The organism is Marinobacter zhanjiangensis (genome assembly GCF_014651935.1).
GTDB lineage: Bacteria > Pseudomonadota > Gammaproteobacteria > Pseudomonadales > Oleiphilaceae > Marinobacter > Marinobacter zhanjiangensis.
The window spans coordinates 407,473-425,025 of sequence record NZ_BMXV01000004.1 but is presented as its reverse complement, the minus strand read 5'-3'; the positions used below and the strand labels follow the sequence as shown (position 1 = coordinate 425,025).

At 56.8% G+C, this 17,553-nt stretch carries 16 protein-coding genes and 1 pseudogene; 5 read left to right on the top strand and 12 right to left on the bottom strand.

Annotated elements, in window-relative coordinates; translation table 11 throughout:
* Positions 1-7: 7 nt before the first annotated feature.
* Entirely contained in the window at positions 8-343 is a 336-nt protein-coding gene (locus IE079_RS10980) for a TraR/DksA family transcriptional regulator (protein ID WP_189576310.1), read from the top strand.
* Positions 344-628: 285 nt separating this feature from the next.
* Here IE079_RS10980 and IE079_RS10975 read toward each other — a convergent pair whose 3' ends face one another.
* The 6 genes from IE079_RS10975 to IE079_RS10950 form a co-directional block, all read right to left on the bottom strand.
* Positions 629-1,159 (bottom strand): NUDIX domain-containing protein, encoded by a 531-nt coding sequence (locus IE079_RS10975; RefSeq protein WP_189576308.1) that lies wholly within the window; start codon positions 1,157-1,159, stop codon positions 629-631.
* A 109-nt stretch (positions 1,160-1,268) separates the two neighbouring features.
* Positions 1,269-2,312, bottom strand: coding sequence for a nucleoside monophosphate kinase (locus IE079_RS10970; RefSeq protein WP_189576306.1), 1,044 nt, complete (start codon positions 2,310-2,312; stop codon positions 1,269-1,271).
* Positions 2,313-2,783: 471 nt separating this feature from the next.
* Positions 2,784-3,671: a recombination directionality factor gene (locus IE079_RS10965; protein ID WP_189576304.1), complete on the bottom strand. Its 888-nt coding sequence runs from the start codon at positions 3,669-3,671 to the stop codon at positions 2,784-2,786.
* Between the two features lie 63 nt (positions 3,672-3,734).
* A complete protein-coding gene (locus IE079_RS10960; protein ID WP_189576302.1) occupies positions 3,735-4,736 on the bottom strand; it encodes a YqaJ viral recombinase family nuclease in 1,002 nt (333 codons plus the stop codon).
* An 87-nt stretch (positions 4,737-4,823) separates the two neighbouring features.
* A complete protein-coding gene (locus tag IE079_RS10955) occupies positions 4,824-5,786 on the bottom strand; it encodes a DUF932 domain-containing protein (protein ID WP_189576300.1) in 963 nt (320 codons plus the stop codon).
* Between the two features lie 30 nt (positions 5,787-5,816).
* Positions 5,817-6,167, bottom strand: a complete 351-nt coding sequence (locus tag IE079_RS10950; protein WP_189576297.1) for a hypothetical protein — start codon at positions 6,165-6,167, stop codon at positions 5,817-5,819.
* Positions 6,168-6,529: 362 nt separating this feature from the next.
* Between IE079_RS10950 and IE079_RS10945 the strand changes: the two are divergent.
* From IE079_RS10945 to IE079_RS10935, 3 genes and pseudogenes are all read left to right on the top strand, one after another.
* A pseudogene (locus IE079_RS10945) lies at positions 6,530-6,820 on the top strand (AAA family ATPase); the annotation flags it as partial.
* A gap of 65 nt (positions 6,821-6,885) precedes the next feature.
* Positions 6,886-8,048 (top strand): IS3 family transposase gene (locus IE079_RS10940; RefSeq protein ID WP_189576295.1). Its coding sequence is split into 2 segments (ribosomal slippage): positions 6,886-7,141 and positions 7,141-8,048, totalling 1,164 coding nucleotides; the frame shifts between segments, so codons are not numbered across the junction.
* The gene (locus IE079_RS10935; protein WP_189576293.1) at positions 7,990-8,628 is read left to right on the top strand and encodes a 3'-5' exonuclease; all 639 of its coding nucleotides are present in this window, start codon (positions 7,990-7,992) and stop codon (positions 8,626-8,628) included. Before IE079_RS10940 ends, IE079_RS10935 begins: the two co-directional genes overlap by 59 nt.
* A gap of 214 nt (positions 8,629-8,842) precedes the next feature.
* Here the strand turns inward: IE079_RS10935 and IE079_RS10930 are convergent, their stop codons facing one another.
* From IE079_RS10930 to mqo, 3 genes are all read right to left on the bottom strand, one after another.
* Positions 8,843-9,679 carry a DUF1194 domain-containing protein gene (locus tag IE079_RS10930; RefSeq protein WP_189576291.1) on the bottom strand — a complete coding sequence of 279 codons (837 nt, stop codon included), beginning with the start codon at positions 9,677-9,679 and terminating at the stop codon, positions 8,843-8,845.
* 692 nt (positions 9,680-10,371) lie between these two features.
* The gene (locus tag IE079_RS10925; RefSeq protein WP_227712446.1) at positions 10,372-12,402 is read right to left on the bottom strand and encodes a hypothetical protein; all 2,031 of its coding nucleotides are present in this window, start codon (positions 12,400-12,402) and stop codon (positions 10,372-10,374) included.
* 153 nt (positions 12,403-12,555) lie between these two features.
* The gene (gene mqo / locus IE079_RS10920) at positions 12,556-14,043 is read right to left on the bottom strand and encodes a malate dehydrogenase (quinone) (RefSeq protein ID WP_189576289.1); all 1,488 of its coding nucleotides are present in this window, start codon (positions 14,041-14,043) and stop codon (positions 12,556-12,558) included.
* Between the two features lie 387 nt (positions 14,044-14,430).
* Between mqo and IE079_RS10915 the strand changes: the two genes are divergently transcribed.
* Positions 14,431-15,432 carry a calcium/sodium antiporter gene (locus tag IE079_RS10915; protein ID WP_189576287.1) on the top strand — a complete coding sequence of 334 codons (1,002 nt, stop codon included), beginning with the start codon at positions 14,431-14,433 and terminating at the stop codon, positions 15,430-15,432.
* On the opposite strand, the gene IE079_RS10910 is transcribed toward IE079_RS10915, so the two are convergent.
* From IE079_RS10910 to msrA, 3 genes are all read right to left on the bottom strand, one after another.
* Positions 15,429-16,190: a lysophospholipid acyltransferase family protein gene (locus tag IE079_RS10910; protein ID WP_189576285.1), complete on the bottom strand. Its 762-nt coding sequence runs from the start codon at positions 16,188-16,190 to the stop codon at positions 15,429-15,431. The genes IE079_RS10915 and IE079_RS10910 overlap by 4 nt on opposite strands.
* Positions 16,191-16,354: 164 nt before the next feature.
* Positions 16,355-16,792, bottom strand: coding sequence for a peptide-methionine (R)-S-oxide reductase MsrB (gene msrB / locus IE079_RS10905; RefSeq protein WP_189576283.1), 438 nt, complete (start codon positions 16,790-16,792; stop codon positions 16,355-16,357).
* 53 nt (positions 16,793-16,845) lie between these two features.
* Positions 16,846-17,475: a peptide-methionine (S)-S-oxide reductase MsrA gene (gene msrA, locus IE079_RS10900; protein ID WP_189576281.1), complete on the bottom strand. Its 630-nt coding sequence runs from the start codon at positions 17,473-17,475 to the stop codon at positions 16,846-16,848.
* Positions 17,476-17,553: the final 78 nt, after the last annotated feature.

Here is a 17,553-nt window from a genome sequence, read left to right as displayed (position 1 = left end):
TAAGCAGATGAAGCCGGAAGAACTGGAAAAGTTTCGCCAGAGACTACTGGAACTACGTGAAGAACTGCTCTCGACCAGTGAGGCACGGGACCAGGCCAGCGACACCGTGCACCTGGACCAGCAAAGTGTTGGCCGACTCTCCCGGATGGATGCCCTTCAGGGGCAGGCCCTGGCCAAAGCCGGCAAAGAACGGGCGGAGCGACAACTGAAAATGATCGAAGCCGCCCTGATGCGCATTGACAGAGATGAGTACGGGGAATGCATGGAGTGTGGCGAGCCCATCAACCCCAAACGGCTGGAAATTGACCCTACTAACCTCTACTGCATTGATTGTGCGCAGTAAACCCTCACAAAAAACTCGACCTAATGATCCGAGCGTTCGTGACACAATGGAATGCAAGCCCAGCACCCGTTAACTGGAGTTCTGTGAGTTTCTGCTGCCGCAACGGCTTCCTCACAGCTATCGTATCGACCAAGTCTGATTAGCTTGTCTCTGTGTGGATATTGCCGACAACCGAGACGGTGAACCAAATACTGGCCTTGGTCATTCTTTTCTGAGTCGAGTCCAAAAATTAGCAATTGCTCCTCCGTGTCATTTTGGAATTCTGGCCTTCACGTCGTATGGGCCTTACGCAGATTGCACCATTAGCTCTCGTGAGATCTTCTCCAGCATAAATGTTTCCCGTTGAATGGACTGGCCCATGGTTTTCTCCCGACGGACCATCACCTGGCGGTTATGGTGCATCGCCTCGGATACGGAAACCCAAACCGGCTTCATGCCATTCGCGATCTCATAGCTTTCCATCCGGACATCGGCCAGTTCAGCCGCTACGTCACAAACAAAGAAGTGGGAGGTCATGTGCATCAGGTCGTATTCTGGCTTCCAATGCGGACGGTATTCTTCTAGGAAGCCATAATGCTCTTTGACCTGAACATCGCGGGCGCCGGTTTCTTCCTCCAGCTCACGCTTCAGCGCAACGGTGATCTCTTCGCCCTCATCAATTCCGCCTCCGGGCAGGCTGAAATCGTTATAGCGCTCGGTGAACAGCAATAGAATCTTTTCCTCCCGGAGCACAATACCGCGTGCAGCGTGCCGTCTGAGAGTGCGGCCCTCACGGGTGGTCAGCTCGGGATGGATTAATTCGTGTAGCAACTTCATGGCAGGAATCCGGTAATCTGGTTAAATAAAGAACCGCGCTGTTAGCGGTGCAGGGAAGTAATTGCACCGCCTGGACAGATATCTTCCCCAGGCGGCCAGTAGCGATTACTCACGCATCTTTCGGGTAAGGCCTCAGGCCAAGCAGTATCTCAGCTTTCTCCGTAAGCGGTTGATCCAGCAGTTGCTGATCGGTGTACTGGGCGAGCTGATCCCGAAGGAGCGTATACACCGCTTCGCGATCCTGACTGGTGTCGAGTTCGACACACTTGCCTTTACCCTTGAAGAGTTCGACCGTTGGTAACGTCTCGGCTTTGAAGGTATCAAATCTCAGCTTCATGGCGTCGACATTGTCATCAGCCCGACCGGAGTATCGCGCACGACCGAGAATGCGCTGTTCCAGGACATCAAACGGGCACTCGAAATAGAGCATGGTGGGGAGTTCCGCTTCGCGACCAAAGACTTCGTACCACGCCTCCAGGTTGGACAGTGAGCGGGGGAAACCATCGATCAGGAAATTTCTCTTGCCGGTGGTTCTGGTGGTTCTCTCCATCGCGTCTTTCAGCAGGCGCACCACGATTTCGTTGGGTACCAGCTTACCAGCAGCGATGTATTCCTTGATGATTTCTGTTGTCGGGCCACCGGCTTCCTGCTCTGCACGCAATAGGTCGCCAGTCGACAGGTGCGTCCAGCCCAGCTGGATTTCTGCCAGCTCACACATGGTGCCCTTACCTGCGCCCGGCCCCCCAAGTACGAAAACCACATTCGGTTCGGGGCAAGGTTTTCTGGGATCAACGTGAAAAATCTCGACTTTGGGAGCCGGCGCGATGCCCATTTTGTAAACGTTCCACTCGCGACCTGTAGGCGGCAATTCGTCCTCACAGGTCAGTTCATAAGCAAGGTGACCGTCAAGGCGGCAAATGCGCCATGATTTATAGCTATTCGAGTAGGAAATGGCGGGGCTTCTCGCAGATTTGCCGTCGGCCCGATCCCAGGCCATCTTACCGTTCCAGTAGCCAGGACTGGATACAACGCCTGATTCGGATTTGGTGGGCGGTGCTTCTGACGGTACATAAAGACCGTCTACCTCAGGCAAGCCAGATCCGGATACTTCGATAAACAGGGTGTTAGGTTCAAACTTTGTTGTTTCGGTCATGTGTACTCTCATGTTCGATGAACGACATATGAGGGAGCGTTTGTCTGCAAAAGCGACCTCGAAGAAATGGCGCCGGGAGTGGAACCAGAAATGGTCCCAAGCAGCGCGCCGGGGAGCCGAATGCAACGTACTGCGGATAAACCGAGGCGGGGCAATGGCGTCAGAAGGTGTAAGATTGTATCAGAACAGCAAAGGGCTTTCCCTGATCGCACCTGAACATCAAGTCCGGTGGAGTCACCGATCAGCAGGGGAGCGATACCCCCAGGGTTATCCGTCAGCTGCTGAATTCAGCGCCTAATGGCGTTTTCACCAACACCAAGGTAAGCCATTTTTTGGTCACCCGGCACCTCGTTTATGGTGGCGATATTATCACCTACTTTGGTGTCTGGAATTATTGCAACACTAGAGGTTTGCCCAAGCAAAGAAGCCAAAAAAAGTAGCCGGAACCCCAGCTACTTCGAACGCATCTGATCAAGAGGCCTTCGCTGCTTCTGCGTGCTGCCGTAGACAAGACTCGAAAACCAAGTTCTTTGTTTCTTTCCCGACACCCCGATCATCCACTGGATAAAACTCCTCAACCACCTGCGTCATTTCATCCTCATCATACTCAAACAGCGCATTCCCAAATCCCCTCGCCGCCGCTGCATCCAGCGCAGCTTGGTCAACCCCCTCCTCCTTCACCTGCCGGGCTTTTTCCCGCGCCTCAGCCACCGCTCCCTCAAGAGACATTCCTTGCTTGATCACCAGATCCACATAGTAGATCGGCGCCCGATGACTCTGTGTTGTGCTTTTGCCCCGCAGCTTCAGTTCCAACGGCATGTATGCCAGCAGCCCCCCAGAGACTGCCTGGTAGTAGCTCAACCTGGCTGCAAGGGTCCTGATACTGTTGAAACCGGTCGTGCGGAAGATGAAGGTACCGAGATCATCGTCGCCACCCAGCTTCACGTTCAGGCGGCCATAGGGCTTGCACAGACCACCTTTGCCGAACTCACAAAGCGTTGGCCCCGGACATGGCAAAGACTGCACTCCTGATTGCGTCAGGCGCTTACATGTGTCGCCATTGCCTACGCACATAGGGCGCCCGCTTTTCCGGTCGAACATGGTGTACTCGGCCCGTAGATTGAGATCCGCGTCGTTGAACAGCATGCGCACCGGGATGGTCCGCAGTTTGCTGTTTGGGGCATCCTTTCTCAGTTCCTCGTCCATGGGGTGAAGCACCCAGCCATCCTTTTCCTGGATCTGGGAGGTGATGGTGAATTGGTCGTCTTTCTTAGGTAGCCGGATGCCGTTCTTTTCAACGACCCGGCCAATGCTGATACGCCCCAGCACCGGAGGCGTGATGGCTAAACCTTTAATCATGATGGTTCTCCTGCGAAAAAGGACCACGGGGCACTCGTCATGCCTGCGTGGCCAATTGGGTATTCATGCCTGGACGAGGAATCGCCGGCTTCCCGGCTTGGTGAGTGGGTATTGCTCCAGAAGCTCTGGCTTATCCTTGAGTAGCTGCTTCACGTTGAGCCCAACCGAATCCTTACTCCGCTTCCAGCTCACACTGCCGCTGGGGAAGGTTGCCCTTGAGGCTTCGCCCATCTGGCTCTCGATTCGCTGTTTGAGGTGGGATTCGGTGAATTTCAGGGCTTCCATTTCCGAGCGGATAGCCAGCAGCTCATCGAACGCATCGGACAGATCTTTGCTTTGGCTGAAGTCCAGGGTCTCCCCTGTGTCCACCGGGTACAGGTAGCGCAAGGCCCGTTCGGCGGAATTGGTGCCGTCAGCCGGTGGTGGCGTATCCGTTTCCACGAAATCCCAGAACTGCCGCTCCAGCACGTACAGCGCCTCGATGAGCTCTTCATTCCGCTCAATGCGGTAGATCTTCAACTCCTGACCACACAGCAGAACACAGACGTCCGCCGCCTGTTTGCCGGTGACAGCCAACTGGTGCTGCACCTGGCACTGGATGTAATCCGGCACACCCTCTTTCCAAAGACGTGCCCCAAACTCCCCTGCCGTTTTGCATTCCAGGATCTGCACCTCTTCATCGGCCACGACGGAATAATCCAGGTTGGCCAACATCCAGTGTTTGTCCGGATCTGAGTGCTGCAGCACAGCATTGACCCGGCGCACCTTCCGTCCCGTATGCTGGCTGTACTGCTCTGCCACGATTGGCTCCAGGATATGGCCCCAGTAGACCGGCGAGGTGGCATCGTCAGAGTCTGGTTTAGGCAAGCTAGCGTCTCTGCCGGTCTTGACCATCCAGAGTTCCAACTGCGACTGGTAAGGGTTCATGCCGACAGCTGCAGCGGCATCGCTACTGCCAATGCCGTGCTTGCGTACTTTCAGCCATTCATCCCGACTGAGGCCCTTGGTGGAGACCAGGCGCAACGCTGGCCGTTGTTTCTGAATTGCTTTTGCACTCATGCCCATGGTGTTTTCCTCCAGACATAATAAAAGCCCACCAGAGCATCAGGCTCCGGTGGGCTTTATGGCGGTTTAAGATTTAGAGAGAAAGAATCAGTCCACTAGCGACATGGCCTGTTCTAACGCTCGGTTCTTGATGGCGGCACCGGTTCCGAACCAGGCTGAATCCAGCCGGTGGTCAACGGTCTTGGCGCGACGCTGATGGTCGATGAATTCGGTGACCGCATTCAGCAGACCGTAGGCCGTACCGTCCGAGGATGCCAGGCTGGCACCGATGCCCTCACCTTCATACAGCCCCAGGGCTTTCACCATGGATCGCTCGTTGGTTTTGCCGACCCCCGGACCAGAATCGTCGGTGAACACCTTGAGGAAATAGTTTCTGGCCTCAGTGGCTTTCACCTTCCGTTCACTCAGGCCCTTGAGGCGGTACATGAAGTCATCCCAGGCCGAGACGGAGATACCGAGCTGTTTCTTCACCAGATCGGCGTCGAAAGCAGTGTTGTGCTTCACCTTGACTGCGTTGGCCGTAGAACCCTGTAGAGCAACGGCGAGTGTGTTGTTGCACACTACCCGGATACTGGTGAACTGAGCGGTTGTCGCCATGGTGCCGTCACAGGCGGTGGCCAGCAGCACGTAGGCATTGGTTTGATCGTTGCCCTTGAGCATGCCGGACTGACCCGTACGGGCCAGTGCCCACATCTTGCGGCCGCCTTTGAGCACGCCTGCGGTTTCCAGCTCGAAACCGGACACGTCGGTCAGATCCCGATAGAACTCCAGGATCTCTTCTGGCTGAACTACCTTGAACCGATTGCCAACAACAGACAGCGGGGCCTTTGTATCCGACCGGTAGAGCACCTTGCTATCCGGGTAGGACAGGATCTGTCCCAAGCTTCCGGAAGTATTGGTGACATAACGCACCGGGCTTTCTTCAATCTGCCAATCCAGACCGGCCTGTTTCGCCCATACTTCCAGGGGCTCATTTGAAGTCAGTTCATTCCCCAGGCCATGCCAGGGAGTTTGGCCTACATAGGCCATTTGCTCGATGAGATGAGCCATGGTTTTTCTCCTATGGGATTCGCGAGGGGATTAACGGGGTTCGTTGCGGGAGCGGGGATCGGTGCTGAAGGAGTAGCCGCAGTCAAGACAGCGATGGTTGTCCAGAACGCTCTCATCCAGGATGTCGCCCAGAATGACGCCGGCGGACGCTCCGGTTGCGCCGCCAAGCAGCGCGCCTACGACCGCACCACCGATACCACCAACCGTGGTACCTACAGGACCCGCCACGATCCCAAAGGCAGCGCCTGCCCTGGCACCAGCGGTGGCGGCGGCATAGCCGCCGTAGGTGCCGGCAGACGCACCCACCACGCCAGCGGCTTTCTTGCCGTAGTTGTTCTTGCCAATCCGGGTGGACTGGCATCGAGGACATTGTTCGGACATTGGAATTTCCTCTGTGAAATGGAAAGGGAGGCACTGTCAGTACCCTGATACACAGAGGTGATATAGGTTTGAGATTTTCTAGTATGGACGCGAGGTATTCCCTCATCAGCTATCAAAGAAATACTCAAAGCCAAAAGCAAGGCATGATTGCAGAATGTTCACTCGAAGGGGTAGGCTTGGTGACATATTTCCGAAAGGTACACTCCTAAACTCCACTGCTGCAGGGGCCAGAACTGAACGTTGGATCACAGGCGAGCATCGAAAATCAGGCAAAGCCATCAATCCTTTAGCGAATTTTGCTCGTCACAAAGGACTATCGGATTAAGTTAGGGAATCTACATGCCAGTAATTTTGGTAACTCCATGGAACTAAAGACAATTCGATTATCAAACTTCCAGTGCTTCGGCGGAGAGCCTACCGCCCTTAATCTCGAAGATATCACCTACCTCATTGGACCAAACGGTTCGGGAAAGACCGCATCTTTGCAGGCGTTATGCCGCCTATTTGCTTTCGATCCTTCATTGCGCCGAGTCCAACGCTCAGATTTCCATGTGCCATTCGATGAGGAACACATTCCGGACGAGCGCCAGTTCTGGATTGAGGCAGACTTCCTTTTCCCTGAGTTAGCTGATGGAGAGGATAACAGCACGGTGTAGTGGTTCAATGATTCCGGACACCAACGTAGGTGGTAATATCACCACCATAAACGAGGTGTCTGATGACCAGAAAGCGACGTTCTTTTTCTCCTGAGTTCAAACAGGAAGCAGCCAGCCTGGTGCTGGATCAGGGCTACACGATTCCGCAGGCGAGTGTGTCCCTGGGGGTCGGTGAAAGTGCTATCCGACGCTGGGTTAACCAGCTGACCGAGGAGCGTGACGGCGTTACGCCAAAGGGTAAGGCGCTAACCCCGGAACAGCGCCGGATTCAGGAGTTGGAAGCCCGCTGCAAGCGGCTTGAAATGGAGAAAGACATACTAAAAAAGGCTACCGCTCTCTTGATGTCGGACGACATGAATCGTACGCGCTGATAGACCAGTTGAGTGAGCGAATGCCTGTTGAAATGGTCTGCAATGCGTTCGATATCAGCCGGTCCAGCTATTACGAGAACCGCCAACGGCGGAACCATATAGACGTTGAGCGTCTGGCTCTGAAGGCCCAGGTAAACCGCCTGTTTACCAAGAGCCGCAGCTCTGCTGGCAGCAGGACGATCAAAGGCATGCTCAACGATGACGGCGTGGTTATTGGCCGCTTCAAGGTTCGACGGTTGATGAGTGAGCTGGGGCTGATCTGTAAGCAGCCAGGCCCTCACGCTTACAAGCAGGCCACCGTTGAACGACCGGATATCCCGAACCATCTGGACCGGGAGTTTGCAGTAGAACAGCCTAACCAGGTCTGGTGTGGTGACATCACCTACATCTGGAGTGGCCAGAGATGGAGTTATCTGGCCGTTGTGCTGGACCTATATGCCCGGCGCGTTGTTGGTTGGGCGATGTCATCCAGTCCGGATGCGGATCTGGTTGTAAAAGCTCTGGATCACGCCTGGGAGCAACGTGGTCAACCGGAGAAAGCCATGTTCCACTCGGATCAGGGAAGCCAGTATGCCAGCCGTATGTTCCGTCAGAGGCTCTGGCGCTATCGACTGACACAAAGCATGAGCCGGCGTGGCAACTGCTGGGATAACGCACCGATGGAGAGACTGTTCAGGAGTCTGAAATCGGAGTGGATACCGGCGCTGGGTTACCGAAACCTGCCCGAGGCCCAGAAAGATGTTGGGAGCTACTTGATGGACTACTACAACCGGCAGCGACCTCACGTATTCAACGGTGGCATTCCGCCTGTTGCTGCTGAGGAAAACCTTAAAACACTGTCCGGGATTAGTTGACCACTACAATCAGTTAATTCCCTTTGCAGAGGAAGAAGAACAATCCGCTTCAAAACAAGAGCTTGAACGCATAATTAAAAGACAAAGAAAAGACGTGCTCACTGCGGCGAATCCAGATGAACCGTTTTCGGGGTGGTGGGAATCAGTGCGAGCCTTTTTAGGACACATTGGCATCGAAACCCTCGCGGCTCTCTCGCCAGACTACGAATCAACAGATCGCTTAAGACAAGTCATCAGAGAGACAAAAAAACATATTGAAGAACTGCTCAAAATCGAACCTTACCTTCCAAAAGCGCTAGAACGGTTCGCTGACGATCAAGCGGTACGCATACTAACTATTCACAAAAGCAAAGGCCTTGAGTTCGATTCTGTCATTATCATGGCAGTGGAGAATGAAATATTCTTTGGCAACAAGGACGAAAATCGATGTGCTTTTTTTGTTGGGGTGTCTCGGGCAAAGAAACGACTAGTACTTACGTATGCGGACTATCGCGAAAGGCCTCCCGGTTACACTAGACGATGGGACGAAAAGCGATCACCGCAACGCGAGTATTTTGGGTATAGTGCCCCCTTCGTTTGAGGCGAACTGCACCCTAAACCTTGGTGAGCACCACTCAAGAATGCGGGTAATAGTGAGGGTAACTTCCTAAAAACAAAATCTTAAATTGCTATGGAACAACCGCTTACAGAACTTATTAGGTGGACGCCGTCTCCACCAAACAACCGCAAGAAAGCCCCTGATTTCAGGGGCTTTTTTTTACTATATCCCGTCCTGAAACCCGGGAAAAGCGTCTTCAGGCAGCTTTCAGCCGCCGACGACTAGCACCCAGACCCAGAAGACCCAGCAGCATGAGGCTGAGCGTTGTGGGCTCAGGTACGCTTGTGGTGGGCGGCTCGCCAGTGAACTCGGCTTTCAGCTTGGTACCGATAGCCTCGCCGAAATCAGAGAAGCCGGAAATGGCCAGCTGGAAGGAGTCTGTACCGCCGATGACGTTGGTTTCGCCGTAATCGAGCGAGTTGATGGTTTCACTGCCCGTGTTGCCGAAGTAGTCGCGATCATTGATCCACAGGGCGTTGATGGCGCGGTTGGCGCTGCCATCCAGGAAGGCATCCCGCGAGCCCTGTAGAGTGGTACAGCTAAGGTCGCTGAAGTAGCAGCCATTCATGCTCTGTGAGCCGTCACCAGAGACATCTATTAGCTGGCGTGTCCCAATATAGGTGTTGCCGAAGGTGCCGGCGGCAGTATCAATACCGGCAGCGATGTTGGTGGAACCGCTTTCCGGACGATTGGTGCCAGCCAGAGTAGTCGCGAAATTGCCCGCCGCTGCCGCACTATCGATCAACTGCCAGCCAGGCGACCACTGATGGCCGTCGGTACCAAAGAAAAATACGCTGACCGCAATCTGGCCCAGATCTCCCGAGAGCATGTCGTTCTGCAGTGACGCGTTGTTAAATGCATCCACATAGCCTTGGCGCTGCAGAGCATAATCGGTACCGTCGACACTTCCAGACACGTCGATGGTCATCGCCAGCTCCAGGTCCACCGGTATGGGAACAGCCTGGGCCGAGCCAATGCCGAAGACGAGGCTGGCAGCCAGCATTGCCATACTCTTTTGGATAGGTTGTTTCATTTTAACATCTCCTTGTTTGGGATTACTCGATAGCGTGAGGAGAACAAGTTCTCCAAAAACCGCTAAGGCATAAACTGGACCAGTGTCTTGAAAAATCAGTAAAAACAGTGGAACGCAAGGTACGCATTTTGCCTTTGCCATTGTATGGCCTGGTACCTGTTAAGAATTTCGACAGTTACGTATTATTTAGTGGACAGGGAACATCAGGGAAACTCAGTAAGAGTTCAAACTGTTCAGTTGGCGAAAACCCACACGTTGGACCAGGATTAGTGCCTACTCTGGAGATATTTGTAACGCACTTGCCAAGCAGTGCGCTTCAGATAATCGTATGCTTACGTATTAATAGGGGATTCTTTGCCGATTTATAATGGACAGTACAAGTCTGAGACTAAAGGAGAAGAATATTCAGTGAAATAGATCGCATTGGGAGCGCCCGGCTTTCAGGGATTATCGCTGATTTGCCCCGAGTGGCGTATTGTCGCTATTTCCCTGAATACCGTGGCCAGCAACCGGCATTCGGGAAGGCTGGAAGCACAGCAAGTTCCGTTTATCGGGCATAGGCGGGCACTGTACCGAACCTTACCGGATGTAAAGAGTGTCGACGCCCCATTCGCCCCTGTGTATTAATATTGAGACCATAGGTCAGCCTTAGCGCGCAACCGCCCCGGGAGGTCCACGAACAAGCCAACCTCTCAGACCGGCCCCGGATCCGCCTGCAACGCCTCCCCGTTTACCCGGTCGGCTCCCCAGCTTCGGTGCACCAGAGCCATAATCCGCTCGATTTCCTCCGCGGACACCGCATCCGGATTGCCACGCTCCAGGGGATCGAAATGGAAGATATACAATCTGGATGCGAAGGCCTCGAACGGCAGCGACGCTTCCCCGAAGCGCTCGCCATTACCGGAGGTGCTGACAACAATGTCGTCGCCCCAGTCCTGGCCACTGTCATTGTTGGGGTTGAAGAAATAGATCCGCATCTGGTCCTGCTGATCCAGGGCTACCCGCAGTATGGTGATGGCATGCCACCCGATAAACCGGGCGGCGCTGTCGGTGACGGCGATGCCGGCGGGCTGTGGGTGGATCAATGGCTGGTTGCCGTTGTAATAGGGGTGATAGCTCACATAGAAGTGGCGCAGGAAGCCATCAAGATCCTCCAGTTGGCCGGTGGCCACGTCCACGTTGATGCGGAAGCCCCGGCCCGACCACCAGCCATGGAATTCCGGGTTCACCCAGCGGTGCGGATCACCTTCGCGACCGATACACAGCCGCCCCATTTCGGCGTAGATCCGGTCCAGGTGCGGCACCACCAGCAAGGATACCGGATCGAGGTCCAGTGTAATTTCAGCGGCAACGCCAGCACCGCTCAGGCGCGATGACACCGGCTGCCCCTCGAAGTGCATGATGATCTCGTCATCCCGGGCGGCCCAGGTCACCATCTGCAACAGGTAGTCCGGGTCGTTATAGGCCCACATGGACAGGGCCCGGGCTGACTGACAGGTGGGATTGTTGCCCTGCCCCACGCCAAGCGGCTGACCCAGCATCGACAGCACCCCCTGGATCAGCCAGGCGCGAGGTTCCTGCATCGTTCCATAGGCAAGCTCGATGCGCTCACGATTGAAGGATGACACGGGAAGCTGCACCTGACGCCAGAGCGCCGGGGCAACCGGAGCCTGGTACAGAATGCCTCGTTCGAGCATCAGCGCCAGCCCGTAAAGCCCCTGACAGGTCTGCGGGTAAATGCCCTGCTCGATCAGCGCGTGCACCAGCCCCTGGTAACACAGCAGGCAATCCCGCCCGGTGCCGGAAAGGCCCATCGCCTCAGACAACAGGGTCGGGGCGTGCTCCATCAGATAGCGAACCAGCTCACCATGGTACGGAGACACCAGCCCGGTATCGTGCATTGCCCGGGCACACCCGGTCGCCTCACTTTGCAGGGCGGCATTGTCCATGGCGGCCAGCCGTTCCCGGTAGACGTCCACCCCCGGATCTTCCCGGCAGGCCTGGGTCGGACCGAACAGGCTGCTGATCAGACGATCGGCCCCACTGCCACTACCGCCAAGATCAATATCCGGGTTATTTCGGCAGATGGCTATCTGGGTAATCATCTGTTGAACACCGGCCACCTGGATCGGCCGCTGGTTCAGCACTCGCCAGATCTCGTCGATCAGCTGATCAATGACATGCTCGTAGCCGATGCGCTCGGCCAGGTGACGGATGACGCCGCGACTGATTGTGGCCAATGACCCCTGTTGTTCCCGCTCTGCCTCGGTAGGTACTCCGAACAGCAACTCCAGATTGACCGCAAGAACCTGAGCCAGGTAATGATGGGCCTGCTCCGCAGACAACTGAGGGTGCTGATAAACGCCCTTGGCCACCGCCAGCAGGCGCAATTCGCTGAGCGCCTCGATCACCACGGTTTCCATCTGCGGGCTACGCAGGGAATAAGTGGTCAGGGAAGGCACAAGGATCTGGGGGTACGCCCAGTCCGATCCTGCAAACACACCACACTTTTCAATCGCCTCGGCCCGGGCCTCAACCGCCGCGCAGCCACCCTCCACCATCAGCACCTGCCGGACGCTGTCCAGCAACTTGGGAATCTTGCCCGGGCGGGTGAGGGCCAGACTGACCGACACCAGCTTTATGGCATCATCCAGCTGCTGAACCCTGATCGCCAGCTCCTCCTGGATGTCATCGGCTGGCGTATTTTTTTGGTGATTTATCAAACCTGAAATCCTTAGAGCGTTTTGCCCTGTATCAGTGCTTCAGGCTGATTATACATAGAAGTCGGGCTCACCCTGTGATGCATTATGTTACGGCATACCAGAGACCACAGGCCCGGGCCGGCCAGAATGCCGACCGGGCACCGGGGGACGGGGTCAGTCTTCCCTGAGGCGGAGGGTGTTTAGCGTGCGCTCACGTACCCGGGTCAGGAGGGCTTCATCGTCCACCAGGGACTTCCCATAGGACGGAATCAGCTCCCGCAGACGTTCCTGCCACTGGTCTGTTTTGACCCGCTCAGAGAAGCAACGGTGAATCACGTCCAGCATCGCGTGGGCAGCGGTGGACGCGCCCGGGGATGCACCCAGCAGGGCCGCCAGGGTGCCATCTTTCGCGGCGACAATTTCGGTGCCGAATTCCAGCTTGCCGCCACCACCCTCGGCTTTCTTGATGATCTGCACCCGCTGCCCCGCCTCCTGCAGTTTCCAGTCTTCTTCCCGGGCATTGGGGAAAAAGTTGCGCAGCGAGTCGACGCGGTCAGCGTGTGACTGGAACACTTCCCCGATCAGATAGCGGGTGAGGTCCATATTGGTACGACTCACGGACAGCATGGGCCGCAGGTTGGTAGGCTTGACCGAACCGAACAGGTCGAAAAGTGAACCCTGTTTAAGGAAGCGGGTGGTAAAGCCGGCAAAGGGGCCAAACAGCAGTGCCGGTTTGCCATCAATAATACGGGTATCCAGGTGCGGGACCGACATCGGTGGCGCACCAATGGGCGCCTTGCCATAAACCTTGGCGCGGTGCTGCTCGACGATGTCGGGCTTCTGGCATACCAGCCACTGGCCACTGACCGGGAAACCGCCGTAACCCCTGGCCTCGTCGATATCGGATTTCTGCAGCATCGGCAGGGCACCGCCGCCGGCACCCAGGAACACGAAACCGGCGTCGATCTTCTTGCGATCACCGGTCTTCTGGTCTTTCACCTCTACCTTCCAGCGCCCGTTCTTGCGCTTGCGAAGGTCGGTGACCGGACTGCTGAGCATCAGTTCAAAGTTTTCGGTGCCTTCCAGATACGTCACCATACTCCTGGTGAGGGCCCCGAAATCAACATCGGCACCATGACCTATGCGGGTCGCCGCCACCTTCTGCATCGGGTCGCGGTTATCGACCACCAGCGGCATCCACTGGTGAAGCACGTCGGGAGATTCGGTGTATTCCATCTCCCGGAACAGGTGGTGGTTACCGAGCTTTTCATATCGGCGCTTGAGGAAGGCAACACCGTCGTCGCCCCAGACAAAGCTCATATGAGGGGTGCGATTGATAAACGACTTCGGCTCCGGGAGCATGCCCTGCTCCACCAGCCAGGACCAGAGCTGAAGGGAGATTTCGAAGGAAGCGTTGATGGTCAGCGCCCGGTCAATGGACACATCACCCTTGTCATCTTCGGGGGTGTAGTTGAGTTCACAGTAGCCGGCGTGGCCGGTACCTGCGTTGTTCCATCCATCCGTGCTTTCATGGGCAACGTGATCGAGACGTTCAACCATGACGATGTTCAGGGATGGATCCAGCTGCCTGAGCATCATGCCGAGAGTGGCGCTCATGACGCCACCGCCGACCAGCACTACGTCTGCCTGTGTTACAGCCATTTATCAGTGTCCCGTTTGGTTAATTCGTTGACCTGTCGGGCCGCCACGATCAGCAGCGGTGCCCTTTAAAACTGGCATTATCCCCGATTGAGGGAGGATCACAAAATAATGAGCATGCCAATCATTTGTTACGCAATAGACGTAATTATGAAACCTCCTGGTTCCGCCTGCGAATACCGGGCCCATATCATGCGGATTAGTACGTACGCAGTCACCGCAACTTTAGTAGGAGGATGCGGCAACAGACCAGCTGCGGCCATAGGGGATTCCCGGGTGCTTACCTTTGCGGCACTTTTGCGGTAATGTCTGCCACCAACATTTACGACCAGAATGTCCGGACCGCTCAAGGGGCTGGCCGGTCAAGGGCTTTCAACACAGGAAATTTCGATGCTGCTTGCCTTGCTCGCGATCATCACAGGCCTGATCCTGCTGGTCTGGAGCGCCGACCGTTTTGTGGACGGCGCCGCGGCCACCGCCACACACCTTGGCATGTCGCCACTGCTGATCGGCATGGTGGTGATCGGTTTCGGCACCTCCGCCCCGGAGCTCGCCGTTTCCGCCATTGCCGCCACCGACGGCAATCCCGGCCTGGCGCTGGGCAATGCCTATGGCTCCAACATTACCAACATCGCCCTGATTGTAGGCCTGGTGGCTTTGGTCAGCCCTATCGACGTTCACTCCCAGATCCTGCGCAAGGAACTCCCGATCCTGATCGGCATCACGCTGCTGGCCGGCTGGCAATTGCTGGACGGCGAACTGACCCGGCTCGACGGCTGGGTGCTGCTGGCCGTGTTCGCCGTCGTCATGGGCTGGTCCATCTTCCAGGGCATCCGGGGCAAGGCCGACCCCCTTGGCGGTGAAGCCGAAGCGGAAGTGACCGCCCACCCCATGCCACTGCCCAGGGCCATAATGTGGCTGGTCGTCGGGCTGGTGTTGTTGCTGATAAGCTCACGAATGCTGGTCTGGGGTGCGGTCTATGTCGCCCAGACGCTGGGCGTCAGCGACCTGATCATCGGGCTGACCATCGTCGCCATCGGCACCTCGCTGCCCGAACTGGCCGCCGGTATCGCGTCTGTGCGCAAGAAGGAGCATGACCTGATACTGGGCAACATCCTCGGCTCTGGCATCTTCAATACGCTGGCCGTGGTCGGTATTGCTGCCACCATTGAGCCCATGGCCGCTGAATCCGTGGTGCTCTATCGGGACTGGTCAGTGATGATGGCGGTGACGGTGGCCCTGTTCCTGATGGGCTATGGGGCCTTTGGCAGCAGGCGCGTCATCCTGCGATGGGAAGGGGCTGTGCTGATGGCGGCCTATATCGGTTATACCGGTTACCTGGCCTCCACCGTGGTCAGTGCCGCCCGGGCAACAGGCGTGCCTATCCTTTAGCGTGCCTCGCCATCACCCAGCAATTCCTCGAGCTGAGTGCGCACCTGAGCCATCAGCTCCGGCAACTGCTCCTTGCTCATGCCGGACGTGTCAATGGGCGTGCCGACCACCACTTCCACCGGCTGCCCGAGGTTGATCTTCCAGCTGCGGGCCTGCAATACCCCGTGAACACCACGGATTGCCATGGGCACGATAACCGCCTCGGTATCCAAAGCCAGGTGGAAGCACCCTTTCTTGAACGGCTGCAGGCTCGCATCCGGCGAGCGCGTACCCTCCGGGGCCGCCCACAACACGATCCCGCTCTCCATCATGGCCCTGGCTCGGGCCAGATCCTGAACGGCACGGTGGCGGTTGTGGCGATCGATGGAAGGAAATTCCGCTGCCTTCATGGCGGGCCCCAGCAGCGGAACTCCGAACATTTCCTTTTTCGCCAGCATGCGAACGGAGCCGGGCATGGACGCGAGGGTGATCGGGATGTCGTACTGGCTGGCGTGGGTGCTCATGATCATGTAGCGCCGCCCATCACCGAACTCGGGTATTTCCCCCCGAACGGTGAGGTTGGCCCGCACCATGCGCAACACCGTCGTTGACCAGCCGTGGATGTAGGCATCCACCGTCTTCCGGTCAAGCCGGCGAACCGCTGCCCGGCCCAGAATCAGCAGACTGTAGAGGGCGGTCAGCCCGAAGGAACCGAGAATTACGGCCACCCGGCGCAACAGGGTCGCGGATTCGGTAAGCGGGTTGGATCTGGGTTGCATTGCTGGCAGCTCCTGCCGGGCTGGCGTCCCCTGTGGTTCATTTGCTGACCAGAGGGTCGCTGTGGAAAAGCCGGGGATTATAGCCCGGGGAGGCAACGGTGATCCAAGTGTCGTCGGCCAGTACGCTGACAGTTCGACCGGTCAGGCAAGGCAAATGGCGTTATTCACCGGGAAGGAGCCGGGTCCGGGCGAAAGACCAGCGAAACGGAGTTCAGGCAATAGCGTTGGCCAGTAGGGAGCGGTCCGTCGGGAAACACATGCCCCTGGTGACTGTCGCAGCGGGCACACCGGATCTCGGTGCGGGCCATACCGAGGCTGCGGTCTTCCAGCTGGCGGATATGATCCGCATCGAATGGCTCGAAGAAGCTGGGCCAGCCGGTTCCGGAATCAAACTTTGACCGGGAGCTGAACAGCGGCAGGTCGCACAACCTGCAGTGGTAGACACCATCCTGCTTGTTGTCCAGGAGGGTGCCGCAGAACGGTCTCTCGGTGCCGTGGTCCAGCAGCACCGTGCGCTCTTCATCGGTCAGGTCGGCAGCTCGCCGGCTGACCTCTTGCGGGGATAAGGGGGTCAGATCGTATCCTGAAGCGGATGTGGTCATGGTTTCACCTCTGTTGACGGGCCGAAGGCACCCCGGTTCCACAGCCTATCCGCTCAGGCATTCTTGAGCCTGTCCGGATAGGCTTCCCTGACCTTTTTCAGCTTGGGGGCCGCAACCGCCATGATATACGGTTGCTGGGGGTGCTTGCCGGCAAAATTCTGATGATAGTCTTCCGCCGGATAGAATTCGTCCAGCGGCTCAAGAGTGGTGACCACCGGGTCCGGGTACACGCCCGATGCATCGATAAGGCGAATATAGTCTTCCACCACTCGTTTTTCCTGCGGTGACGAAAAGAACACCGCGGAACGGTACTGGGGACCGCGATCGTTACCCTGTCGGTTCAGCTGTGTCGGGTCGTGGGCCACGGAAAAGAAAACCCGCAGCAACTCACCGTAGCTTATCACCGCCGGATCGTACTGTATTTCCACCGCTTCTGCATGCCCGGTTCGGCCCGTACAGACAGCATCATAGTTGGCGGACTCACGGTCACCCCCCGTGTATCCGGAAACGACACTATGGACACCCTCCAGCGCCATGAAGACCGCTTCCACACACCAGAAACAGCCACCGGCAAACACCGCTGTTGACAGGCCCGCGCCCTCTTCCGGCACCAGATCATGCTCGGGAGCCGGAAAACGGCTCCGGGGAACGGTCAATCCGGGAACGCTACAGGTCATACTCATCGCCTGACTCCTATTCATCCGGCCTCTTGGACAGCCAGTCCCCGCCGGGGTTCCCGTGGTCGGGGCAGGCTGCACTCA